Here is a 21,880-nt window from a genome sequence, read left to right on the forward strand (position 1 = left end):
GCCCGGGACGGGCCCTGCATTTTGCGGGGCTTGCTAAACTGATAGAGACCGACCAGGAATCGGTCCACAACACATTTCAAACCACCCCGGACTTGCCGTGCCCAACGCGCGCCCATTTTCCGGATTGGCAGCAGCACCGATCCCCGCAGGAGACATTGCACTTCATGACAGCCCTGGCACCCGAATCTTTCCGTGAACAGCTCCTGAACCGCCGTTACGATCCCAATGTTGGGGCAGTCAACGAGCTGTGCGATTCGCTGCAGAGCGTCAAGCCGCACACCGTGGTCCCCTACGTTGACCCCATGCACGACGTCGACCAGTGCCGCATCATCAGCCTCTTCTCCAACATCGGCGAGGCGGACCCGTCCGGCTTCATCACCGCGGGCGACGACGACGCCACCACCCGCATGCTGGGCATCCAGTGGAAGCTGGGCCTGCGCCCCGAGTGCGTCATGCCGTGGAATGTCCACCCGTGGCACACCGCCGGTGAGCCCAACGGCAAGTTCACGCCGGACCAGATTTCCTCCGGCCTCAAGCCCCTGCTCAAGTTCCTGGCCCTGGTGCCCCGCGCCTCGGTGATCGTGGCCCACGGCACCGAAGCCAACCGCCTGGCCAACCTGCTCCTGAAGACCGAGGTCCCCATGATCTGGCGCCGCGGCCTGAAGACCTACAAGGTCCGCAGCCTCAGCGGCCGGGCCTTCGCCGGAACCCCCGCCCGGCAGGAACAGTACCTCGAGGAAATGCGCGTCGCCTACGCGGACGCCATGGCCCGCACCGGCCTGCAGAAAGCCAGCTGAACACTGGCCTGAATAACGGCCACCTACGACGGCGGCGGGTCACCTTTTCGAAAAGGTGACCCGCCGCCGTCGTACTTTTAACCACAACGCGGGGTCACTTCCGGCCCAAAAACCATGGTTTATTGGACGGGAAGTGACCCCGCGTTGTGTTGGGTGGTGCTGCGTCAGGCCTTCGCCTCGATGGCTGCCTTGGCTGCAGGATCGGAGTCGTTCAGGAACTTCTCGATCCGTTCCGGCTCTTCCGCTTCACCGATCGCCGAAGAAGCGCGGCCCAGGGAGTACAGCGCCCGCAGGAAGCCGCGGTTGGGCCCGTGCTCCCACGGGATGGGCCCGGTACCGCGCCAGCCGTTGCGGCGCAGCGAGTCGAGGCCACGGTGGTAGCCGACGCGGGAGTACGCGTAGGAATCAATGACGCGGCCCTCGGCCCAGGCTTCCTCTGCCAGCACAGCCCACAGGAGCGAGGACGTGGGGTTCTTTGCCACGAGGTCCAGGGCTTCCTGGCCCGCTTCGAGCTGCTGGTAGACCTCGGTCTCGGCAGGCAGGAGCGTGGGCTCAGGGCCCATCAGGTTTTTCCGGAACTCGTCAGACACTAGAACGTCTTTCCGGCGGAGCCGAGCTGCTTGGTGGCCTCAACGACGCGGGCAGACAGGCCGGCCTCGGCGGAGGCGCCCCAGACGCGGGGATCGTAGAGCTTCTTGTTGCCCACTTCGCCGTCGACCTTCAGCACGCCGTCGTAGTTCCTGAACATGTGGTCCACCACGGGACGCGTGTAGGCGTACTGGGTGTCGGTGTCGATGTTCATCTTGATCACGCCGTAGGAGACGGCGTCGGCGATTTCCTGGTCCGAGGAGCCGGAGCCGCCGTGGAACACGAGGTCGAACGGGCTGTTCTTGCCGAGCTTGGCACCCACCTGGGCCTGGATGTCCTTGAGGATCTCCGGGCGGAGCTTCACACCGCCGGGCTTGTAGACACCGTGCACGTTGCCGAAGGTCAGGGCGGTGATGTAGCGGCCGTTCTCGCCCGCACCGAGGGCTTCGATGGTGGCCAGGGCGTCTTCGACGGTGGTGTACAGCTTGTCGTTGATGGCGTTCTCGACGCCGTCTTCCTCGCCACCGACGATGCCGATTTCAACCTCGAGAATCATTTTTGCGGCGGCGGTGCGCTCCAGCAGTTCGCGGGCGGTGCTCAGGTTCTCGTTCAGCGGTTCGTGCGAACCGTCCCACATGTGGGAGTTGAAGATCGGGTTGCGGCCCGCTTTGACCTCGGCTTCGGACGCTGCGAGGAGCGGCAGGACAAAGCCGTCCAGCTTGTCTTTGGGGCAGTGGTCCGTGTGGAGTGCGATGTTGACGCCGTAGTTCTTGGCCACTTCACGCGCGAACGCGGCGAAGCCGAGCGAACCGGCCACCATGTCCTTGGTGGCTGCGCCGGACCAGTAGGCGGCGCCGCCGGTGGATACCTGGACGATGCCATCGGACTCGGCCTCAGCGAAACCGCGCAGGGCTGCGTTCAGCGTCTGCGAGGAGGTGACGTTGACGGCTGGAAATGCGTATCCGCCCGCCTTTGCGCGGTCGATCATCTCGGAGTAGATCTCTGGGGTTGCAATGGGCATGCTGACTCCTAAAGTGAATTTCGTCTGCGGGCCGATCAGGCCCTGGAGTGAACCTCGTCGGCTAGGAACCATCCTAGCCAGTTCTTTCCCGGCGCCGTGTTTCCGGTCACGCGGGCCGGTAATACTCCCGCCGGCTTTGGGAACGACGCCGCCCCCCGGACGCTCTCTCACTTAATGTCGCTTAATTCCCAACGCTCTCTCACTTTCTTGAAGAAAGTGAGAGAGCGTTGGTCAAAAACCTGCGTTAAGTGAGAGAGCGTCGGCCAAAAAGCTGCGGTAAGTGACAGAGCGTGCAGGGGTTCGCGGTGGCGGGGCGGGGCGGTAGGGGTACGGACGCGGTGTCAGACGTGCTGGTTGAACACGTGCCGGCGGATCCACGCGTGCATGGCGATGGCCGCGGCGGAGGCGGCGTTGATGGATCGGGTGGAGCCGAACTGTTCGATGGACAGGGTGGCCAGGGCGGCCTCGTGGACCTCCGGCGTCAGGCCCGGCCCTTCCTGGCCGAAGACCAGCACGCAGTCCTTCGGCAGCTCGTAGGTTTCCAGCGGCACGGAGTCCGGGAAGATGTCGATGCCGATGATGGCCAGCCCCTCCCCCTGCGCCCACGTGACGAAGTCCTCCACGGTGGGGTGGTAGCGGACGTGCTGGTAGCGGTCGGTGACCATGGCTCCGCGCCGGTTCCACCGCCGTCGTCCGATGATGTGGACCTCTTTGGCGAGGAAGGCGTTGGCGGTGCGCACCACCGTGCCGATGTTCATGTCGTGCTGCCAGTTTTCGATGGCGATGTGGAAGTTGTGCCGCTTGGAATCCAGATCCGCCACGATCGCGTCATGCTTCCAGTAGCGGTACTGGTCAACAACATTCCGCCGGTCGCCGTCCGCCAACAGTTCGGGATCCCAGTGGTCGCCGGCCGGAGCCTCGCCCTCCCAGGGCCCGACGCCGACCTCCGGCTTTGGCCCGGATCCGTCATCGGGCGGCGAAACGGGCGGCGTGGTTTGGGGCTGGTCAGTCACACGTCAACTCTAGCCGGGGTCAGCCTTCGAGCTTCCAGCGGTTGGCGCGGTACGAGTTGGCGATCTGCTCCAGCAATTCCGGGTTCTCGTCCCAGTACGTCGAGTGGCCACTGACCCCCACCATCTGCGGCGTTCCCCAGGGGGTCACGCTGAAAAGGTTTACGGCCTGGATGGCCTCGCCCCGGCCGTTAAGACACGAAAAGCCGATGACAACGGCTGCCGTGCGGCGGAACTCCCGGATTTCCGGCGTCGTGGTTTCAAAATCGGATGTACATTTGTGGCCCACCAGGTGTTGTGGCAATTCGGCCGCGGGCATGGCCTTGAACTTCGCCTCGATCTCTTTGATGGCAGCCTGCACGTCCGCAGGCACCTTGCCATGCTTGCCCTCCTCCGCCTCGGCGAAGAACGCGTAGGCCAAGGCGATGCCGTCCCCGTCGCGCTCCTCTGTACCTTGCGCTTTTTGCTGCATGGGGGCACCGGTGGTCGGGTCCGTGGTGATGCCGAAGGTATCGTCGCCTGTCCAGGATGTGAGGTACTGGAAGGACGACTCCCCCGTAACGAACCGGCTGAACAGCGGATCTCCCTCGGCAGGAACATTCGCGGGGGCCTGGAGTTCTTCCCAGCCCGGCGGGAGTGCGAAAGCCCCGGCCGGCGCATCGTTCGCGCCGGGATCCTCCGACGCCGGTGCCGATTCTTCGGGGGCGGCGCTTTCGGTTGCTGCCTCCGACGAAACGACGGGAACCGGGTCGTCCCCGGCCTGCGGTTTGGCGAACGTGGGGATCAACCAGGCGAAGACTGCGACGAGTGCAACAAGCACGACGGCGGCGATGGTGCCGAGAACGATGAACAGGTTCTTCCTGCTGTGCGGGGGCTCCTGTGCAGGCGGCTGCGCGAACTGCCCCGCGTAGTGCTGCTGGTCATGGGCGGCCTGGCCCGGGTACTGCGGACCCTGCTGCGGCGGCAGCGGGTTACCGTCTGCATCCCTGGGTGGTGGCGGTGGCGCGCTGTAGTTGTTGTTCATGGCGGTCCCCTTCAGGTGCTCGCGGGCATCCTGCGGTTGGCGCGGTGCCCGGTGATTTCCGACGACGGGGACCGGCCGGCGCGTGCCGGCACAACAACCGCCGCGGACATCCCCCGATCCGCAGCCGCTGGGCACTCTGGTACCAGCTACGAGCCTAGCCGACGGCGGGACAGCCGGCGGGCGCGGACAGCCACGCCCGCGGGTGCCTCCATCAGTGAGTGGCGCCGCGTGTGCCGGCGCCACGAAGAATGACAGACTGGAGCACGTATCGGCACATCTTCCGGAGGTAAACGTGGCAGAGACAGACCAGGTCAAGGGATCACCCGCGGTTTACCGCAGCGGCCAGGAGATTGAATGCTGGCTGACGGATATGGACGGTGTGCTGGTCCACGAGAACCAGCCGGTCCCGGGAGCGGCAGACCTGATCCAGCGCTGGGTGGACACCTCCAAGCGCTTCCTGGTGCTGACGAACAACTCCATCTTCACGCCGCGTGACCTGGCCGCACGGCTGCGTGCCTCCGGGCTGGAAGTCCCCGAAGAGAACATCTGGACCTCAGCACTGGCAACGGCGCAGTTCCTCAAGGACCAGGTGCGGGGTTCGGGATCCGGAAACCGCGCCTACACGATCGGGGAGGCCGGGCTCACGACGGCGCTGCACGAGGCAGGCTTCATCCTCACCGACCAGGACCCGGACTTCGTTGTGCTCGGGGAAACCCGCACCTACTCCTTCGAGGCCATCACCATGGCCATCCGCCTGATCCTGGCCGGGGCCCGTTTCATCGCCACCAACCCGGACGCCACCGGCCCGTCCAAGGACGGCCCGATGCCGGCCACGGGGGCCATCGCCGCGCTCATCACCAAGGCCACCGGCCGGGAACCGTACATCGTGGGCAAGCCGAACCCCATGATGTTCCGTTCGGCGATGAACCAGATCGACGCACACTCAGAAACCACAGCGATGATCGGTGACCGGATGGACACTGACATCGTCGCGGGGATGGAAGCGGGCCTGCACACGGTACTGGTACTGACCGGCATTACCCAGCGGGAGGACATTGCGTCCTATCCGTTCCGGCCCAACCAGGTACTGAACTCCGTCGCTGACCTGAAAAACCAGATCTAGAAAACGGAGACCCTGGACCCTCCGCGGGGCAGCGGGAAGAACTCGTCCAGCAACTGCTCCAGGATGGGCCGGTAGACGGTGGGATTCCAGCCCGGGCTGGCGTGCGCCGGCAAGGCACCATCGGTCTGGAGATGGGTGGAGACGATATTTGAACGGAAAACGGTGGCCCAGGCTGCCACCGCGGTGGGGTAGCTCACGGTCCCGTCCCGGGGGTTGCCGATGTAGGCCATCTTGGTTCCGCCCAGGTTCTGCGCATATCTGCTGCCGTTGAAGTGGTAGATGTAGGCGGATTCCGTCTGGATCAGCACGCTTGACGGGGCAATCGGCGATAACTGCTCCAGCGTCTGGTCCAATATCTGCCGCCAGCTCCGTTCGTCCTTGTGGATGACCCGCTCCCCCAGTTCGTAGCCCCCGCGGACCACGGACGGGACACGGAAGCCGTGTTCGTACAGGAACACGACGCCGTCGAACCAGCTTTGGTCGAGCACGTCGAACTTGCTGTACGGGCTGGAGTCGAGAACGATAAACGCCACTTCGACGCCATGGAGTTCGCGGAGCCGGGCCGCCACCTGGGTGGCCACCATGCCGCCGAAGCTGTGGCCGTAGAAAAACAGCTTGGTGAGCTTGTTGGCCCTGACATGCTGGATCACTTCGATGACCAGCCCGTCAATGTCCAGCCCCTGGTTGGAATAGCCGACGGCGGCGAGCCGGCCACGCTGGTTGAGCGCCCCGCGCAGGGCGTTCAGGATCCACTGCGCCTCTTCCCAGCTCGTCTTGTAGCCGGGGAAAAGAAACCAGCTGGCATCCGGATAGTAGGCGTCCGCGAAATCGTCCGCCACCGGGAGGATCCTGTTGACGCGCCGTTCGGCCTGCACCGTACGGGTGACCAGCATGTCCCCCACCAAGACCGCTGATGCCCCGACACCGGACAGGAAACCCCGGCGCGAGAACCGCTTGAGGGAGGCCGCGCCAGCCAGCAGCCGGGCGTGGTCGATTCCCGGCTGTTCAGGTTTTTCCTGCGGGTCTTCCGCCCTGTACGGCACACACCTACCGTAGCCACAGCGGAAGCCGGCACCGCAACTTCCGGGGAACCAAGGGCCGGCACTTCACCTGCGGCGCGGCCCAACCGAGGGCGCAGCCCAACCGAGGACGCGGCCCAACCGGCCGAGCCGCCGGGGGACGGGTCAGCTGGCGACCTGGTTTTCGCCTGCTGGCTCGTAGAGGCGTTCGCTGGCTGGCTTGCCGGGGGCGCCCAGGAGCTTCCGGCGTGAAATTTCCTCGCCGACGTCGTTGTAGCGGCCAAGAAGGTCCGAACCCCCGAAAGTCACCGGATTGTCCAGCAGCGCAAAGAGTGAGTCGCTGGCAGTGAAGAGCTCCTCGTCGGTATATTCCGTAAACCCCTGACCCATCAAAGGAGCGTCGGCGGGATTGGTCTGCGCCTCAGCGGGTTCATCGGAGAGTACGAGCAACTGCCCGCCCGATCGGGCACCCTGCGATGCCCCGTCCGCTGTGCCGCTGAGCACCAGCGAAACTCCAGCCCCCGAAAGTCCGGTGCCTGCCGCTTCGTCCACGGCGTTGAGTACGTTGCGGAGCCCGGCGAGTGCGGCCGACTCTACGAGCACGGCCCTGGAGAGGTCTACACGAATGTGGCAGGCAATGCCCCTTCCCCTGATGCGCGTGATCAGGTGGACGAGGGAGGGGCGGGATTCCCCGTTGAGGCTTCCGCGGACGTCAATCCGGACGGTGTCCGTGAGAGCGTCACGCGTGACGAGGGCGTGCAATGAGCGGTCCATAGGTACTCCAATTAAGGGTGTCTATGGCCGACGGCTCAACCTCGTAGAGCCTATCTTCGGACAGGGGCCCGGCACAAGCGGCAATCAGGTGTCAGCCTGCCTGCACTTCTCCCGGCTCCTGGTAGTGGGTGCGGGTTGCATTCCCGCCCACGGACTCCACCAACGACTTGGCGACATTACGGAGCTTGGTGTTGCTGTTGCTCGACGCTTCCGTGAGGATCCGGACAGCCGCTTCCTGGCTGCACCGGTTTTGTGCCATCACGATGCCCACGGCGATATCGATCGTGGTCCGGGATTCCAGGGTGGCCCGCAGGTTCGCGGCGCTGTCAGTATGCAGCGAGAACCTGACCGCAAGCCGCAGGGCCTGGGAGATCTCCCTGGTGTAGCCGCGCGCTTTGGCTGCCGCACGTTCGTCGAATTTGCGTGGCACGTCGGAGTAGAGGTTCAGGGCCGCCTTCGCTTCCCCCTGGAGGTTGAACGGCAGCGACAGTACCGAACGCAGGCCGTGGGCGGCCACGGCGTTGGCGTAGTCCGGGCCCCACCGGTCTTCCTCAAAGAGGTCCGGGACGTTGACTTCCCGTTCCTCTTCCGCGGCAGTCAGGCACGGGCCCTGGGACAGGGAGTACTGGATCTCGTCCACTTCGCGGGCCGAATCGCTGCTCCAACCGATGGTGGCCGCCTTGCGGTCCCGGAGGAGGGTGATGCCGCAGAGGGCGTCATCGCCGTCGCCTGCCATCTGGTGGGCTGAAAACCTGGCCAGCTCGTTCAGGAACTGCTCGAAGTCGGCGCTGTCCAGAATGAGGTTCTGAACCTGCTCGGTGGTGTTCAAAGGGAGGTCCGGTGGGAGCATGGCGCGTTCTCCAATGGCTGCAAAAGGGGGGTTGGACAATTTTATTACACCCCTGTATGGCAGTCCAACCGGGCCCGGCCTTGCCGGCACCTTTCCAACCGGCACCGGCTGCGTGCCGGTGCCGGGCAGGTACCCGTCAGGAAAGTCCCAGTTCGTCCTTGCCGAAGGCGAACAGGTAGGGCACACCGGTCTCGGCCTCGATCTTTTCCTTGGCTCCCGTATCGCGGTCCACGATCACAGCGACGGCAACCACGTTGCCGCCGGCCTTGCGGACGCCTTCGACGGCGGTCAGGGCGGAGCCGCCGGTAGTGGACGTGTCCTCGAGGACCAGCACGTTACGGCCGTCAACGGACGGGCCCTCCACCTGGCGGCCCATGCCGTAGGACTTCTGCGCCTTGCGGACCACGAACGCGTCCACGGCGCGGCCGGCGTCCACAGCTGCGTGCATCACGGCGGTGCCCACGGGGTCAGCACCCATGGTCAGTCCGCCGGCGCACTCAAAGTCAATCCCGGCGTCGTCCACCAGTGAGAGCATGACCTGGCCCACCAGTTTGGAGGCTTCGTGATGCAGCGTGATGCGGCGGAGGTCGATGTAGTAGTCAGCCTCAGCACCGCTGGACAGGATCACCTTGCCGCGGACCACGGCGAGTTCCTTGATCAGTTCCAGCAGGCGGGCACGTGCGGCGGCAGCGTCAACTGCAGTGTCAGTGGGGGAAGTCATGGGTTCCAGTTTAGTGGCTCGGGCAAAGGCGGGTGCATGCTCGGGCCTGGGTCCGAACGCGATCAGCCGGGGCAGGAGCCGCCGGACCACGGGGGCGTGCCGGACAAAGAACAGCAGGACGGGCGGCGGCCCGGTCATCCTGCCGGCAAACAACGGAACAAAGACCGCCCGGTGCATGATTCGTTGTACGGTCTGGAGCACCACGGTGGGCAGCCGCCGCCGCCGCTGAACCGCCGCCAGGTCCTTGACCTGCACCCTCCCCCGGAGCAATACCGGCGCCAGCCGGTCCGCCGCCGCTACCGCATCCTGGATGGCCAGATTGATGCCCACGCCGCCCGCCGGGGACATGGCATGGGCCGCATCGCCGATACACAAAAGCCCATCCACGTACCACCGCCGCAGCCGGTCCAGCCGCACGTCCAGCCAGTGAAGATCGTCCAGTGTCCGGATTGCGTCCACACGGTCCGCCAGATCGGGGCGCAGGGCAGCCACGCGTTCCCTGAAGCGTTCAACCCCTTCTGCGCGGATCCGCGTATCCGATCCCTTGGGGCCGAGGTACCCCATCTGGTAGTAGTCGTCGCGGAACAGCGCAATCATCGCCTCCCGGCCGCGGAAGGCCGGCACGATGCCCGCCACTGCGCCCTTTTCTGAAGCATGGCGCGGCAGTTTGAACCACCAGGTGTCGAAAGGAACCGGGTACTCTCTCGGCTGCAGACCGGCGGCCCGGCGCAGGACCGAATGCCGCCCGTCCGTGGCCACCACGAGGTCCGCGTACAGCTCGCCGTCCGCAGCTGAACCCTCAGGATGCGAACCACCGGAACGCCGGCGGGTCCGGTAGCGGACACCGGCGACCGTACCGCCGTCGAAAATCAACGCCGTCGCCTCATGCTCCATCAGGAGCGTAAAGGAGGGTTCGCGCGCGGCCTCAGTGGCCAGGAAGTTCAGGAAATCCCATTGCGGCATCATGGCGATGTAGTTGTACGGGGGCTTCAGTGAGGTGAAATCGCCGAGCGTGACCAGGCCGGCGCCAGGGATGGGAAAGGCGACCCTCGTCAGCCGGCTCTGCGGAAGGTTGCGGAAACCCTCGCCCAGGCCCAGCTCGTCAATCAGCCTGACGGTGGACGCGTGCACGGTGTCGCCGCGGAAATCCCGGAGGAAATCGCCGTGTTTTTCAAGGACGGTGACCTGCACCCCGGCCCGGGCCAGCAGCAGGCCAAGCATCATGCCCGCAGGTCCCCCGCCGACAACAGCGCACCCCGTTCGCTCCATGCACCCACGGTACGCCGGGGTCCCGGCGGTGGATACCGGCGCTAAGGAAATGTCCCGCTGACACAGCAACGGACCGGCGCCACGCGTATCGCGTAGCGCCAGTCCGTCTGCGTGCCGTCAGTGACGAACCGTAGCGGGAAGCTACAGCCTGGTGTCGAAGGAATCGCAGAAAACGTTCTCGTTGAACGTCCCCTGGAACTCCGATTTGCCCATGATCTTTTCAATCGTGGCGCGGATGGCCTCCACGGATCCTGCATGGGCGTGGATGGCGGTCTTGACCATCGGCACGTCGATCAGGTGGTTGGGCTGGTTCAGCGAGACAAACACCGTGGGAACCTCGGTGACGTACCAGGGAATTTCGGCCGCCATCGGGGTGGACCACTTGATCCGGATGGCCGCTTCCTGGGCGAAGCCCTTGACGTTGGCGAACATCAACGCAGCGTCGTATTTATCCGCGTAGTCCCCCGTTGCTTCCTCGGAGATGACGGACATGAAGTTCACGCCCTCTTCCCCTGCTGCCTTGCGCTGCGCGGCTGTTTTGAAGACGTGCACTTCGAAGCCTGCCCGTTCCAGTTCCGCAGCCACCACGTCCAGGTAAGCCAGCGGATCCGCCATCGTGAAGTCGGAGCCGCCGGAGATGCCGTACAGGCGGATCCGTTTGTGGGTTTCCGGGGTGATGGGAAGGTTGTTGGCGGTGTCTTTGACCAGCGTCACGGTCTTGTCCGCAATGCCTGCCGCGATGGCCCGGTGGGCGTCGCTGCCAATGGCAGCCAGCGCTTCCACCGGCGGAACCAGCTCGCTGCGTTCCTTTCGGTGCAGGCCCAGGCTCGCCTTGAGGGCAAGGATCCGGCGCAGCGCGTCGTTCAGGCGCTGCTCCGTGATGACACCGGACTTGTAGCCGTCCAGCATGTACGCGAAGTCCTCGGCCGCGTTGCGGAAGAACAGGAACATGTCGCATCCGGCGGCGATCGTGGCGGGGACAAGGTCCTTGCGCTTCATCGCCTGCGTCAGGCCGATCATCTGGGAGGCATCCGTGAGGATGAGCCCGTTGAAACCGAGCTCGCCGCGCAGCAGGTCCTGCAGCAGTTCCGGTGACAGGGTGGCGGGCATGATGTCCGCACCCGGGATTCCCGGGCGGAAGTGCCGGGAAAGCTCCGGCGCCCCAATGTGCCCGATCATGATGGACTGCACGCCGTGCCCGATCATCTCGCGGTACACGTGACCGTATGTCCGGTTCCACTCGTCATAGCCGAGGGTGTTGTAGGACGTGACCACGTGTTGGTCCCGTTCATCGATGCCGTCACCGGGGAAGTGCTTCATGGCGCAGGCCGTCGGAGCTTCGCTGATGCCGTCGAAGTACTCCTTCGCCCGTTCCACCACGATCTCCGGGGTGTTGCCGAAGGCCCGGGTGGAAATGACCGTGTTCCGCCAGTTGTAGTGGATGTCCACGATCGGAGCGAAGGCCCAGTTGCAGCCAAGCGCCGCGGTTTCGACGCCGGCCACCTGTCCCATCTGGCGTGCGATGGACTTGTCCGGGTGGGACCCTGCCTGCAGGTGCGTGGACACGAACGTGCCGTCATCGCAGCTTCCAGCCCCACCCATTTCCGGGTTGGACGCCACCAGCAGCGGCACCTTGGACTTCGATTGTGCGTAGCGGATGTGCTCCTGCACCGCTGCCGAGGGTCCCGGACGGTAGCGCATGCCGCCCACGTGGTAGTTCTCCAGCACACCATCGAGGTACTCCGGGGAGTAGTCGTTGTTGTGATTGATGAAAAGCTGCCCGATTTTTTCCTCGAGGGTCATCCCCGCCAGTGTGGTGTTGACCCACTCAACGGCTGAGTCATCGAGGTTGAACGGAGCAGCCTGGAGGTCGACGTCGAACTGCCGGGGCTGGGTGCCGGTGGCACCCGGGGCGGTGCCGGCGGAAGCCGGTGCAGCTTCCTTCGCGGCGGCGGCAATGCCTGCCAGCGCGTCAGTCACCACCCGGTTCACGGGGGCGGCGATGTCCACCACCACTCCAGCCTCGTCCGATTCCAGCGGCTCAAGCGTTGCGAGCTGGGAATCAAGCAGGGCGGGCGGCATGAAGTGTCCTGAGCGCCCTTCAGTCCGTGCCCTCAGCACCTCTTTGCTGCCGTGCAGGTGAAGGAAAATGGTGTCCGGCGCCTGGGCGCGGATGGCGTCACGGTAGCTGCGGCGGAGCGCCGAGCACGCCAGCACCAGGCCGCCGTCGCCCGCAGCCGCAAGACTGGACCCCACGGTTGCGAGCCACGGCCAGCGGTCCTCGTCGGTCAGGGGCGTACCGGCAGCCATCTTGGCGACGTTCTCCACCGGGTGCAGTGAATCGCCGTCCAGGAACGGAATGCCCAGTTCGCGGGCCACGAGGTCACCGATGGTGGTCTTGCCGCAGCCGGAGACACCCATGACAATGACGCGGATACTGGAACCGGCAGCCGTCTCTTCGGGTGGGGCTGATGGGTCGCTGGCCACCGGCCGTGCCTCACCAGTCATGGACGGTACCGTCAACAAGGCGGTTGTAGGGCAGGTACGCCTGCTGGTACGGGTAGGCCGCCGCGGCTTCCTCGTTGAATTCGACGCCGATGCCGGGCTTGTCGCCCGGGTGCAGGTAGCCGTCCACGAAGGTCATGGACTGCTCGAATACCTCGTTGGTTTTGTCGGAGTGCTGCATGTACTCCTGGATGCCGTAGTTGTGGATGGCCAGGCCCACGTGCAACTGGGCCGCGAAGCCCACCGGGGAGATGTCCGTGGGGCCGTGGAAGCCGGACTTGATCTGGTACTGGGCGGCGAAGTCCATGACCTTCTTTAGCGGGGAGATGCCGCCGAAGTGGGTGGAGGCGGCGCGGACGTAGTCGATCAGCTGTTCTTTGATGATGGTCTGGTAGTCGTACACGGTGTTGAAGATTTCACCGATGGCCAGCGGGGTGGTGGTGTGATGGCGGACCCAGCGCAGTGCTTCTTGGTTTTCGGCCGGGGTGCAGTCCTCGAGCCAGAAGAGGTCGTACGGTTCCAGGGCCTTGCCGAGCTTGGCGGCCTGGATGGGGGTCATGCGGTGGTGTCCGTCATGCAGCAGCGGCAGCTCGGGACCGAATTCGTTGCGCACGGCTTCGAAGACGGTGGGCAGGTGGCGCAGGTACGCGCGGGTGTCCCAGTCTTCCTCCACGGGGAAGGCGCCGCGGCCGGCGGGCTCGTAGTCGTAGCGCTCGCCCGAGGCCTGGGCCTGGGCAGCAACACCGTAGACGGCCTTAATGCCGGGGACAGCGGTCTGGATGCGGACTGACTTGTAGCCCAGTTCCAGGTGCTCACGGACGGAATCGAACAGCGACTCGATGTCCGCGCCGGACGCGTGGCCGTAGGCCCGCAAGCCGTTGCGTGACGCGCCGCCCAGGAGCTGGTAGACCGGCATGTTCGCCATCTTGCCCTTGATGTCCCACAGGGCCATGTCGACGGCGGCGATGGCCGCCATGGTGACCGGGCCTCGGCGCCAGTAGGAGCTGCGGTACAGGAACTGCCAGGTGTCCTCGATCCGGTGCGGATCCTTGCCGATCAGCAGCTGGGCCACATGCTCTTTGAGGTACGCGGCAACAGCCAGTTCGCGGCCGTTCAGGGTGGCGTCACCGATGCCGGTGACCCCGTCGTCCGTAGTGATGCGCAGGGTCACGAAGTTACGTGACGGGCTTGTCACGAAGACTTCGGCGGCAATGATTTTCACGGCAGATCCTTTCGGGGACTTCTGGTCAGTTGGTGGTGCTGGAAGTTAGTGGCTGGCAGTTTTGCCGGCGCCAACCGGCGTGCCGGCGTCAGCGGTGGTGCTGGCGTCAGCGGCGGTGGCGTCAGCGGCTTCGCCGGCGCCGACAGTTTTGGTCCAGCGTTCCTGGATCTCCTTGAGGATTTCCGCGTGCTTGGCGTCGGTCAGCGTGTACTTGGACATTACTAATACGGCAAGGATAGTCAGCACTGCAGGGATCGCACCCGCAGCGATCTGAATGCCGAACAGGGCGTCAGCGGTCTGGGCCGCACCGGACTTGTAGCCGCCCAGTGCCAGGGCGTATGCCGCCAGGGCGCCGCCCACAGCCTGGCCGGACTTGCGGGTGAAGGAGAACAGGGCGTAGGTGATTCCTTCGGTGCGGACACCGGTCCGCCATTCGCCGTACTCCACTGTGTCGGCTTCCAGGGCCCACACCACGATGTTGACGGCGAGGACACCCACCAGGCTGACCACGAGGCCGGTAAAGCCCATCCAGACCTGGCCGGCCGGGGTGAAGAAAATGATCGCACCGCCGAGGACAGTGACCAGCGAGGAGTAGATGTAGACGCTCTTCTTGCCAACGTTTCGGACCAGCCTGGGCATAAAGGCGGCCAGGAAGAAGGTGAGCGCCAGCTGGATGATGGACAGTACGGGGTACAGGTCCAGGCGGCCCAGGACGTCGCGCAGGTAGTACAGCTGCACGGAGGTCAGGGCGAGGTAGCCGGAGAGGAAGAAGAACGAGCTGAGGCACAGCATCATGAGGGGCTTGTTGCCCTTGAGGGTTTCCACACTCTGCTTGAACGTCACCTTGGGGACCGCTCGATGCACGCGCTCCTTGGCGGTCAAGGCCGTGAAGAAGTACAGCGCCGTTCCGATGACCACGAAGACCACGGTGATGGTGGTGAACGTCGACTGGAGGTCGGCGCCCGGCTTGATCAGCGGTGCAACGAAGATACCCAGGGCAGAGCCCACCAGCAGTGCACCCACCATGCGGGCCGAGCCCAGCTTTGCGCGCTCTCCCGGATCCTGCGTCATAGCGCCGGCCAGCGAGCCGTACGGAATGTTCACGAGGCTGTAGGCAAGGCCAAGGGCTGCGTAGGTGACGTAGGCGTACAGCAAGGTGCCGGATTCACCCAACTGCGGGACGGAGAACGTTGCCACGCTCAGCAGGAGCAGCGGGATGGAGCCGAACATGATGAACGGACGGAACTTGCCGAAGCGCTTGCTGTAGGTCCGGTCTACGAGCCGGCCGGCAAAAACATCGGCGAAGGCGTCAAAGAGCCTGACTACCAGCAACAGGGTTCCGGCGGCTGCGGCGGAGATACCAGCAACGTCGGTGTAGTACACCAGCAGGAACATGGTGGCGGTGGTGAAGGCGAGGTTGTTGGCTGCATCGCCGGCGCCATAGCCGATGATGCTGAGCTTGTTTAGCTTTTTCATGAATTGGGCTCCTTTACCCTTGCCGCCGTGTTGGCCAGCGAAAATTATTGAAATGCTATGAAGCGGTGAATCTTTGGCGATGCTGCAGTGGGGAGAATCCGCATCGCTCGGCATACCGCCGGGTGTTTCTCGTTGCCTGTAATCCTAGTCACTTGGCAATAAAATGGCAAGCGGTTGCCATAAATTTCTCTTAATGCTTCATAAACTGCCCGTCATCGAAACAGCACTGCCCGGTCCAGGACCCTGGACCGGGCAGTGCTGTTCATTACGCAGCAGAAGTGCGCCTTGGCATGGTGCTTAGGAGCCCGCCGCGAATGTTCCGAGCAGGCCGGAAACGAGCTCCACGACGGCGTCGTCCGCTGCGACAGCGGGATCCACCAGCGCCAGGACCGCCCGCACGCGCTCCGTGCCTACCAGCTGGTTGGCCGCGGCTACCTCAGTTGCCAGCGGATCGTGGAACGTCCCGGCCGCTGCGCTGAAATCAATCCAGGCCGCGATCATCAGTGCCGCAGCAGCACCGGACTTGCCCTGGGCCCGTTCGGCCAAGAGGACAGGCACAGCCCGCATGCGCAGCTTGGTGCTGCCGTCCATGGCGATCTGGGCCAGGTGGTGGGCAATGCGCATATTGCTGAAGCGGGCCAGCAGGGCCGCGCGGTACGCCGGGATCTGCAGGTCCGCGCCACCGGCCGCGGCGCCGGACAGGTTCGCCTCGGCTTCGTCCCAGAAGCTTTCGACGGCGGTCAGGCACTGCGGGTCCGCGAGGGCCTGCGCCACCGTGGTGTGTCCGCGGAGCTGGCCGGCGTAGGCCAGCAGGGAATGAGCGCCGTTCAGGAGCCACAGCTTGCGGTTCTCGTAAGGCTCGATGTGGTCAACGAAGACCGCGCCGGCATCTTCCCAGCGCGGACGGCCGGCCGGGAAATCGCCGCTGAGCACCCAGTTGGTGAAAGGCTCTGCCACTACAGGCGAGTTGTCGCGGTAGCCGCAGGCGGCCTCGACGGCGGCGATATCCGCTTCCGTGGTGCGCGGCGTGATGCGGTCCACGGACGTGCTGACAAAACTGACATTTTCCTCGACCCAGGCAGCGAGCTCCGCGTCCCAGGCCTGTGCCAGGCCCGCCACGGCGTTGCGGGCTACCGTGCCGTTGTTGGCGAGGTTGTCGCAGCAGACAACGGCGAGCGGCCCGGCTCCCGCAGCCCGGCGCGCGGCGAGGGCGAAGACCATCCGGCCCAGCGGCGTCGACGGGTTTCCGCTGCCGGAAGCCAGCAGCGCAAGGTCGCTGGCGACGTCGGGCGCTGTAGTGTCCAGCTGTCCGTCGGCACCGAGGCGGTACGCCGCTTCGGTGACCGTCAGGGTGACCATGGCGGTGGCAGGTGCCGAAACGAGCTCTGCGAGCCGCTGCACGTCCGCGCCGTCGACCGCTTCAACGATGCTGCCGACGACGGAGAACGAGTCGCCGCTGTCAGCGCGCTCCACGAGCGTGAAGAGGCCGTCCTGCTCGGCAAGAGCCAGGGCAGCGTCCGGGCGGCGGCCGGTGAAAGCGGCGATGCCCCAGTCAGCGGCATCGCTGGCCTGACTGGTGTACCAGGCCTGGTGCGAGCGGTGGAAGGCACCGAGTCCGAGGTGGACGATCCGCACCGGCGGCTTGGCGGCGACGTGCGTGGTCCGGTTCAGCTGCGGCAGTGAAACGACTGCCTTGACTGCTGCGTCCGTCTGTTCGATGCTCACAGTTTGAAAACCCTTCGCGGGGAGGAATCAACGGTGTCCACGATGATTTCGTGGGCACGGTCTTCACTGACACGGTGCTCGGCCACGAGGCGGGCCAGGAAGGAGGCTTCGATCCGGCGGGACGCATCGTGGCGGGCGGGGATGGAGCAGAAGGCCCTGGTGTCGTCGATGAAACCGGAGGAACGGGAGAACCCGGCCGTTTCGGTAACGGCGGAGCGGAACCGGAGCATGGCATCCGGGGCGTCCAGGAACCACCAGGGTGCGCCCAGATAGACGGACGGGTAGAAGCCGGCCAGCGGTGCGAGCTCGCGGGAAAACACGGTCTCGTCCAGCGTGAACAGCACCAGGTGGAAGTCCTTGGCCGTGCCGAAGTCCTGCAGCAGCGGTCGGATGGCCTCGGTGTAGTTGGTGGCGAACGGGATGTCGTGGCCGGTGTCCGCGCCGAAGGCATCAAACGTTGCGGTGTGGTGGTTCCGGAACGAACCCGGGTGGATGGTCATGACCAGGCCGTCTTCGACGGACATGCGACCCATCTGGTACATCATGTGGGCTTCGAAGGTGTTGCGGTCCTCAGCCGTGGCCTTGCCGGCGCGGGCGAGCTCGAAGATCCTCTCGGCTTCGGCGCGGTCCAGCTTAAGCGTTGCCGGGGTGAGGACACCGTGGTCGGCGGAGACTGCGCCGTGCTCCACGAAGTAGCGGCGGCGGTTTTCCAGGGCCGTGATGTAGCCCGCGTAGCCGTTGGCGCCGTCACCGGCAGTTTCGATCAGGCGGTCAACGTTGGCGCTCCACGTGGGGTGCGCAATGTTCAGGTAGGCGTCCGGGCGGAACGTCGGCAGGACGCGGCCGTTGAAGGTGGAGTCCTCGGCGATGGCCTTGTGGCTGGCGAGGTTGTCCAGGGGATCGTCCGTGGTGGCAAGGACTTCGATGTTGAAGTCCTTGAACAGCTGGCGGGGACGGAAGCCCGGTTCCACGAGTTTGGCGGCGATGGCGTCATAGCTGGCGTCAGCGGACATCTCGCCCAGGTCTGCGCCCAGGTTGAAGACGCTGTCGAACTGATTGCGCAGCCAGTAGCCGGAGGCCGTGCCCTCGAAGAGGGGCCAGGCATCCACGAACGTGCGCCAGATCTCGCGTGACTCGGGCGTGGTGGGACCGCCGGCGCGCAGCTTGTCCAGTGGTGCGCCGTTGGCGTGGATCAGGCGGGTGACGTAGTGGTCCGGGCTGACGAGCAGCGCTGCCGGGTCCGGGAACGGCGTGTTGTGCTCGATGACGGCGGCGTCAACGTGGCCATGCGGGGAGATAATGGGGAGGTCCTGTACGCGCGTAAGGAGGTCCCGCGCAATGCTGCGCGTTCCTGGGTCGGCGGGCAGGAGCCTGTCTGGGTTGGCAGCAATCGACTGTGACATAGATCAATAATCTGCCTGGCGCCTCGCTTTGTCAACCGGTTGCCATAAATTGCCAAATGTTGGAATCGGCCCGTCAGTATTCACTTCGCGGGCAGGATCCTACCGCTGGACCCGCGCAGCACCAGCTCAGTCTCCACGCTCAAAGTGCTGGTCTGCTCCCCGCTCCCGTGGAGAAAGTCCAACAGGCGCGTCGCTGCAGCTTCGCCGCACTCCCCCAGCGGCGAACGCACCGTGGTGAGCGGCGGCGTCGTGAAATCCGCGCCGAAGATATCGTCAAAGCCGATGATGCTGATGTCGTCGGGCACCACCATGCCGGCGGCCTGGAGTTCCTGCATGAGCCCGATGGCTAGCAAGTCGTTGTACGTCATGACCGCGGTGGCACCGCTGGCGCGGACATCGCGCGCAGTCTGCCGGCCGCCGTCGACCGTTGGTTTGGTTGATTCAAGCCGCACGGCCTCAAGCCGGGACCATTCGCAAGCTGCCTGCACACCCTCCCAACGGCGTTCGGACATCCAGGACTGCGGCGGCCCCGCTACATAGGCGATCCGCTGGTGTCCGTTGGCGGCCATGCTCCGGATCGCCTCGCTGATCCCCTTGTTGACGTCCGGCACCACGCACGACACGCCCTCTACTTCGCGGTTGATGACCACCACGGGCTTGTCCTGGGCCAGGGCGCGGATGTTGTCATCGTCCATGCGCGGGCTAGCGAGAATAAGGCCGTCGACGGTGGCCATGAGCCGCCGGGCGGCAGTCAGTTCAGTAGCCGGGGACTCCGCCGACTCGGCGAGCACCAGGGTGTAATCCCTGCTGGTTGCGGTGGTCTCGGCGCCGCGGATGATGTCAAAGAATGTGGGGTTGGTGATGTCCGCGACGATGAGGCCGAACGTGTTGGTCTTGCCCGTGGGAAGTGCGCGCGCAAACGGATTGACCTGGTAGTTCAGCTGGGCGGCCGCATCCTCGATGAGCTTCTGTGTTTTGGAGCTGACCCTGCCCGGCTTGCTGAGTGCGCGGGAAACGGTGGACGCGTTGACGCCGGCCATCTTGGCGATATCGTAGATGGTCGCGTTGGATTTGCCGTCGCGGCCATGCTTTTTGACCGAACCCGTTGATGGGGCGGTGTCCGGCGTTTGGGGTTCAGTCACCGCCCCATCCTAACGATGAAACCACTTAAGCAGGTCGCAGCTGTGGCCGTTTTGATGGTCCAAAACGGCCACAGCTGCTGGTCAGCTCCGCTACTCGCGCAGGAGGTTATGCGCGCTGCGGGAACTTGCCCTCTTCGGCGATGCGCTTGTTGAGCTCCGCGAGGAATTCGTTCTCGTCGAAGTCCAGTCCAACTTCTTTGCCGGTCCAGGCGGAGAGGTGGATGGCGTTGGCCAGGCGGACGCCGTTGATGCCGTCCGAGCCCGGAGCGAGCAGCGGCGTGCCGTCCAGGATGTTGGCGGCGAAGTTCTCCAGGACGCCGGAGTGCTGAGCACCCCAAGCGGACTCGAACTCGATGACCTCAGTGGTGTAGTACTCCTCCGGGTTCAGCTCGCCCATGAAGAGCTTACGGACATCGTCCATGCCCATGCCGTCGCTGAGCTCGCGCTCGGGCTTCTTCAGGCGTGTCACGGTAGCGGTCTTACTGCCCTCGACGACGATCTTGCCCTGGTCGCCCAGGATCTCGAAGCGGTCGGTCCCGGTCAGATCGTGGGTGGCGGTGACAAATACGCCGGTAACACCGTCTCCATAGTCAACCACCGCGGTCACTTCATCTTCGACGGCGATGTCGCGGCGGAAGCCGAAGGAAACCTTGGAGTAGACGGACTTCGGCACGCCGCAGATCCACTGCCACAGGTCCAACTGGTGCGGTGCCTGGTTGACCAGGACCCCGCCGCCTTCGCCGCCCCATGTCGCGCGCCATTCGCTGGAGTTGTAGTAGCCCTGGGGACGCCACCAGTTGGTGATGATCCAGTTGCTGCGGCGGATCTTGCCGATCTCGCCGTTTTCCACAATCTCTTTGAGCTTCTTGTACAGCGGGTTGTTGCGCTGGTTGAACATAATGCCGAAGGAGAGCTCGGGCTTGGAGGCAGCGAACTCGTTCAGTTCCTTGACCTGCTTCGTGTAGACGCCGGCCGGCTTCTCCACCAGTGCATGGACGTTGCGCTTCAGGGTCTCGATGCCCATTTCAGGGTGCAGGAAGTGCGGTACGCAGGTCACGACGGCGTCAACGTCGCCGCTTTCCAGCATCGCGATGTAGTCGTCATAGAAGGGAGCCTCGGGGTAAGTGGCCGAGGCAATTTCCTTCTTGGCAGGATCGGTGTCGCAGATGGCGCCGATCACCATGTTGGGGACCATGCCGTCCGTGATGAACTTGGCGTAAGCGCCGCCCTGCTGGCCCAGGCCGATGATGCCGAGGCGTACTTTCTTGCTCACAGTTATTTATCCTTCTTTGTTGGTTGAGCTTGTGTTTCGTTGGTTGAGCTTGTCGAAACCAAAAGCGGTCCGCTTAGAAGAGCTCGGACTGGCCCAGGGCAATCAGGTTGTCGTAGGAAGTCTGCAGCGCTTCCCAAACCGTGCGGCCATAGAGTTCGTCCTGCTCCACCAGCAGGTACTCGGCGCCGGCAGCCTGCGCGGCCGGGATGATGGATGCGAAGTCCAGGTTGCCTTCGCCCACTTCGGCGAACTGGACAACATTCTTGAACTCGGCCATGAAGCCCATAACGTCGCCGGAATCCAGCAGACCCATGGCCGACTCCGGCATTTGGCCTATCCGGTAGTCCTTCAGGTGGACCATGGCCGTGCGGCCGGCGTACTTTTCCAGGGTGCGGACCGGGTCCAGGCCGCCGCGCTGGACCCAGTGCACGTCGATTTCCATGCCCATGGCCGGGGAGTTCTCCGCAATGATGTCCAGCATGTATTTGCCGTCGAACTTCGCGAACTCGATGTGGTGGTTGTGGTAGTACAGCCCAAGGCCCTGCTCCTGCAGGCGCTCGGCGTACTCGTTGGCCTGCTTGGCGAAGTCAATCACCGCGCCGATGGACGTCATTGCCTCGAACGGCAGCATACCGATCCGCAGCAACTTCGAGTCCAGGCTCTTTGCGTCATCCACGATCTTGTCAAAGTGCTCCGCCAGGGAATCGCCAGGCCGGCCCTTGGGGGTCTCCATGGCCACGGAAAGGGCTGCGATGTCCATGCCCAGATCGCTGCGGGACCGGTCCAGTTCCGCGACGTTTTCCGGCGTCATCGGGATCTGGGAGATCTCGACGGCGTTGTAGCCGATGTCGCTGACCTTGCGGAGCGTTTCGAACGCCCCGATTTCGGTGAAGCTGTCCTTCAGCATCATTGCCTGCACGCCAATTTTGGCCACGTTA

At 64.6% G+C, this 21,880-nt stretch carries 18 protein-coding genes; 2 read left to right on the forward strand and 16 right to left on the reverse strand.

The features are described from left to right. The first annotated feature begins 164 nt into the window (after positions 1-164). Entirely contained in the window at positions 165-797 is a 633-nt protein-coding gene (locus AC1MCA_RS07505; protein ID WP_108598988.1) for a uracil-DNA glycosylase family protein, read from the forward strand. Between the two features lie 164 nt (positions 798-961). On the opposite strand, the gene AC1MCA_RS07510 is transcribed toward AC1MCA_RS07505, so the two are convergent. The 4 genes from AC1MCA_RS07510 to AC1MCA_RS07525 all read right to left on the reverse strand — a co-directional run bounded on the left by AC1MCA_RS07510 (position 962) and on the right by AC1MCA_RS07525 (position 4,440). Continuing rightward, complete coding sequence (locus AC1MCA_RS07510; protein ID WP_479802352.1) at positions 962-1,387, reverse strand: DUF3151 domain-containing protein; 426 nt, start codon at positions 1,385-1,387, stop codon at positions 962-964. Then, positions 1,387-2,406 (reverse strand): class II fructose-bisphosphate aldolase, encoded by a 1,020-nt coding sequence (gene fbaA, locus AC1MCA_RS07515; protein ID WP_108598986.1) that lies wholly within the window; start codon positions 2,404-2,406, stop codon positions 1,387-1,389. The genes AC1MCA_RS07510 and fbaA overlap by 1 nt, the downstream gene beginning before the upstream one ends. Before the next feature lie 341 nt (positions 2,407-2,747). Beyond that, the gene (locus AC1MCA_RS07520; RefSeq protein ID WP_479802354.1) at positions 2,748-3,419 is read right to left on the reverse strand and encodes a TrmH family RNA methyltransferase; all 672 of its coding nucleotides are present in this window, start codon (positions 3,417-3,419) and stop codon (positions 2,748-2,750) included. 19 nt (positions 3,420-3,438) lie between these two features. Further along, complete coding sequence (locus tag AC1MCA_RS07525; RefSeq protein WP_479802356.1) at positions 3,439-4,440, reverse strand: hypothetical protein; 1,002 nt, start codon at positions 4,438-4,440, stop codon at positions 3,439-3,441. 292 nt (positions 4,441-4,732) lie between these two features. On the opposite strand from AC1MCA_RS07525, the gene AC1MCA_RS07530 reads away from it, so the two are divergent. Then, a complete protein-coding gene (locus tag AC1MCA_RS07530) occupies positions 4,733-5,563 on the forward strand; it encodes an HAD-IIA family hydrolase (protein ID WP_181365128.1) in 831 nt (276 codons plus the stop codon). Here the strand turns inward: AC1MCA_RS07530 and AC1MCA_RS07535 are convergent. The 12 genes from AC1MCA_RS07535 to AC1MCA_RS07590 all read right to left on the reverse strand — a co-directional run bounded on the left by AC1MCA_RS07535 (position 5,560) and on the right by AC1MCA_RS07590 (position 21,876). Continuing rightward, positions 5,560-6,606, reverse strand: coding sequence for a thioesterase domain-containing protein (locus AC1MCA_RS07535; RefSeq protein ID WP_479802358.1), 1,047 nt, complete (start codon positions 6,604-6,606; stop codon positions 5,560-5,562). The genes AC1MCA_RS07530 and AC1MCA_RS07535 overlap by 4 nt on opposite strands. 141 nt (positions 6,607-6,747) lie before the next feature. Further along, complete coding sequence (locus AC1MCA_RS07540) at positions 6,748-7,356, reverse strand: hypothetical protein (RefSeq protein ID WP_479802360.1); 609 nt, start codon at positions 7,354-7,356, stop codon at positions 6,748-6,750. A gap of 91 nt (positions 7,357-7,447) precedes the next feature. After that, on the reverse strand, positions 7,448-8,206 hold the full coding sequence (locus AC1MCA_RS07545; RefSeq protein WP_108600584.1) for a GAF and ANTAR domain-containing protein: 759 nt from the start codon (positions 8,204-8,206) through the stop codon (positions 7,448-7,450). A gap of 136 nt (positions 8,207-8,342) precedes the next feature. Further along, the gene (gene pyrE / locus AC1MCA_RS07550; protein ID WP_479802362.1) at positions 8,343-10,196 is read right to left on the reverse strand and encodes an orotate phosphoribosyltransferase; all 1,854 of its coding nucleotides are present in this window, start codon (positions 10,194-10,196) and stop codon (positions 8,343-8,345) included. 141 nt (positions 10,197-10,337) lie between these two features. Beyond that, on the reverse strand, positions 10,338-12,617 hold the full coding sequence (locus tag AC1MCA_RS07555) for a gluconokinase, GntK/IdnK-type (RefSeq protein WP_479803324.1): 2,280 nt from the start codon (positions 12,615-12,617) through the stop codon (positions 10,338-10,340). Positions 12,618-12,693: 76 nt separating this feature from the next. Further along, a complete protein-coding gene (manD, locus tag AC1MCA_RS07560) occupies positions 12,694-13,923 on the reverse strand; it encodes a D-mannonate dehydratase ManD (protein ID WP_160677348.1) in 1,230 nt (409 codons plus the stop codon). 45 nt (positions 13,924-13,968) lie between these two features. Next, positions 13,969-15,399, reverse strand: a complete 1,431-nt coding sequence (gene uidB / locus AC1MCA_RS07565; RefSeq protein ID WP_479802364.1) for a glucuronide transporter — start codon at positions 15,397-15,399, stop codon at positions 13,969-13,971. A 297-nt stretch (positions 15,400-15,696) separates the two neighbouring features. After that, entirely contained in the window at positions 15,697-17,124 is a 1,428-nt protein-coding gene (locus AC1MCA_RS07570; RefSeq protein ID WP_479802366.1) for a mannitol dehydrogenase family protein, read from the reverse strand. Next, positions 17,121-18,527 carry a glucuronate isomerase gene (uxaC, locus tag AC1MCA_RS07575; protein ID WP_479802368.1) on the reverse strand — a complete coding sequence of 469 codons (1,407 nt, stop codon included), beginning with the start codon at positions 18,525-18,527 and terminating at the stop codon, positions 17,121-17,123. The genes AC1MCA_RS07570 and uxaC overlap by 4 nt, the downstream gene beginning before the upstream one ends. 80 nt (positions 18,528-18,607) lie before the next feature. Continuing rightward, a complete protein-coding gene (locus AC1MCA_RS07580) occupies positions 18,608-19,669 on the reverse strand; it encodes a LacI family DNA-binding transcriptional regulator (RefSeq protein WP_479802370.1) in 1,062 nt (353 codons plus the stop codon). Between the two features lie 106 nt (positions 19,670-19,775). Beyond that, positions 19,776-20,942 carry a Gfo/Idh/MocA family protein gene (locus AC1MCA_RS07585; RefSeq protein ID WP_252575599.1) on the reverse strand — a complete coding sequence of 389 codons (1,167 nt, stop codon included), beginning with the start codon at positions 20,940-20,942 and terminating at the stop codon, positions 19,776-19,778. Between the two features lie 73 nt (positions 20,943-21,015). Further along, positions 21,016-21,876 carry a sugar phosphate isomerase/epimerase family protein gene (locus tag AC1MCA_RS07590; RefSeq protein ID WP_479802372.1) on the reverse strand — a complete coding sequence of 287 codons (861 nt, stop codon included), beginning with the start codon at positions 21,874-21,876 and terminating at the stop codon, positions 21,016-21,018. Positions 21,877-21,880 lie beyond the last annotated feature (4 nt).

It is taken from the genome of Arthrobacter sp. BK1 (assembly GCF_056680055.1).

Excerpts from the sequence above, each read along its gene's own strand:
- AC1MCA_RS07505 (WP_108598988.1), top strand. The coding sequence starts at position 165 with ATGACAGCCCTGGCACCCGAATCTTTCCGTGAACAGCTCCTGAACCGC.
- fbaA (WP_108598986.1), bottom strand. The coding sequence starts at position 2,406 with ATGCCCATTGCAACCCCAGAGATCTACTCCGAGATGATCGACCGCGCA.
- AC1MCA_RS07525 (WP_479802356.1), bottom strand. The coding sequence starts at position 4,440 with ATGAACAACAACTACAGCGCGCCACCGCCACCACCCAGGGATGCAGAC.
- AC1MCA_RS07540 (WP_479802360.1), bottom strand. The coding sequence starts at position 7,356 with ATGGACCGCTCATTGCACGCCCTCGTCACGCGTGACGCTCTCACGGAC.
- AC1MCA_RS07545 (WP_108600584.1), bottom strand. The coding sequence starts at position 8,206 with ATGCTCCCACCGGACCTCCCTTTGAACACCACCGAGCAGGTTCAGAAC.
- pyrE (WP_479802362.1), bottom strand. The coding sequence starts at position 10,196 with ATGGAGCGAACGGGGTGCGCTGTTGTCGGCGGGGGACCTGCGGGCATG.
- AC1MCA_RS07555 (WP_479803324.1), bottom strand. The coding sequence starts at position 12,617 with ATGGGTGTCTCCGGCTGCGGCAAGACCACCATCGGTGACCTCGTGGCC.
- uidB (WP_479802364.1), bottom strand. The coding sequence starts at position 15,399 with ATGAAAAAGCTAAACAAGCTCAGCATCATCGGCTATGGCGCCGGCGAT.
- uxaC (WP_479802368.1), bottom strand. The coding sequence starts at position 18,527 with ATGTCACAGTCGATTGCTGCCAACCCAGACAGGCTCCTGCCCGCCGAC.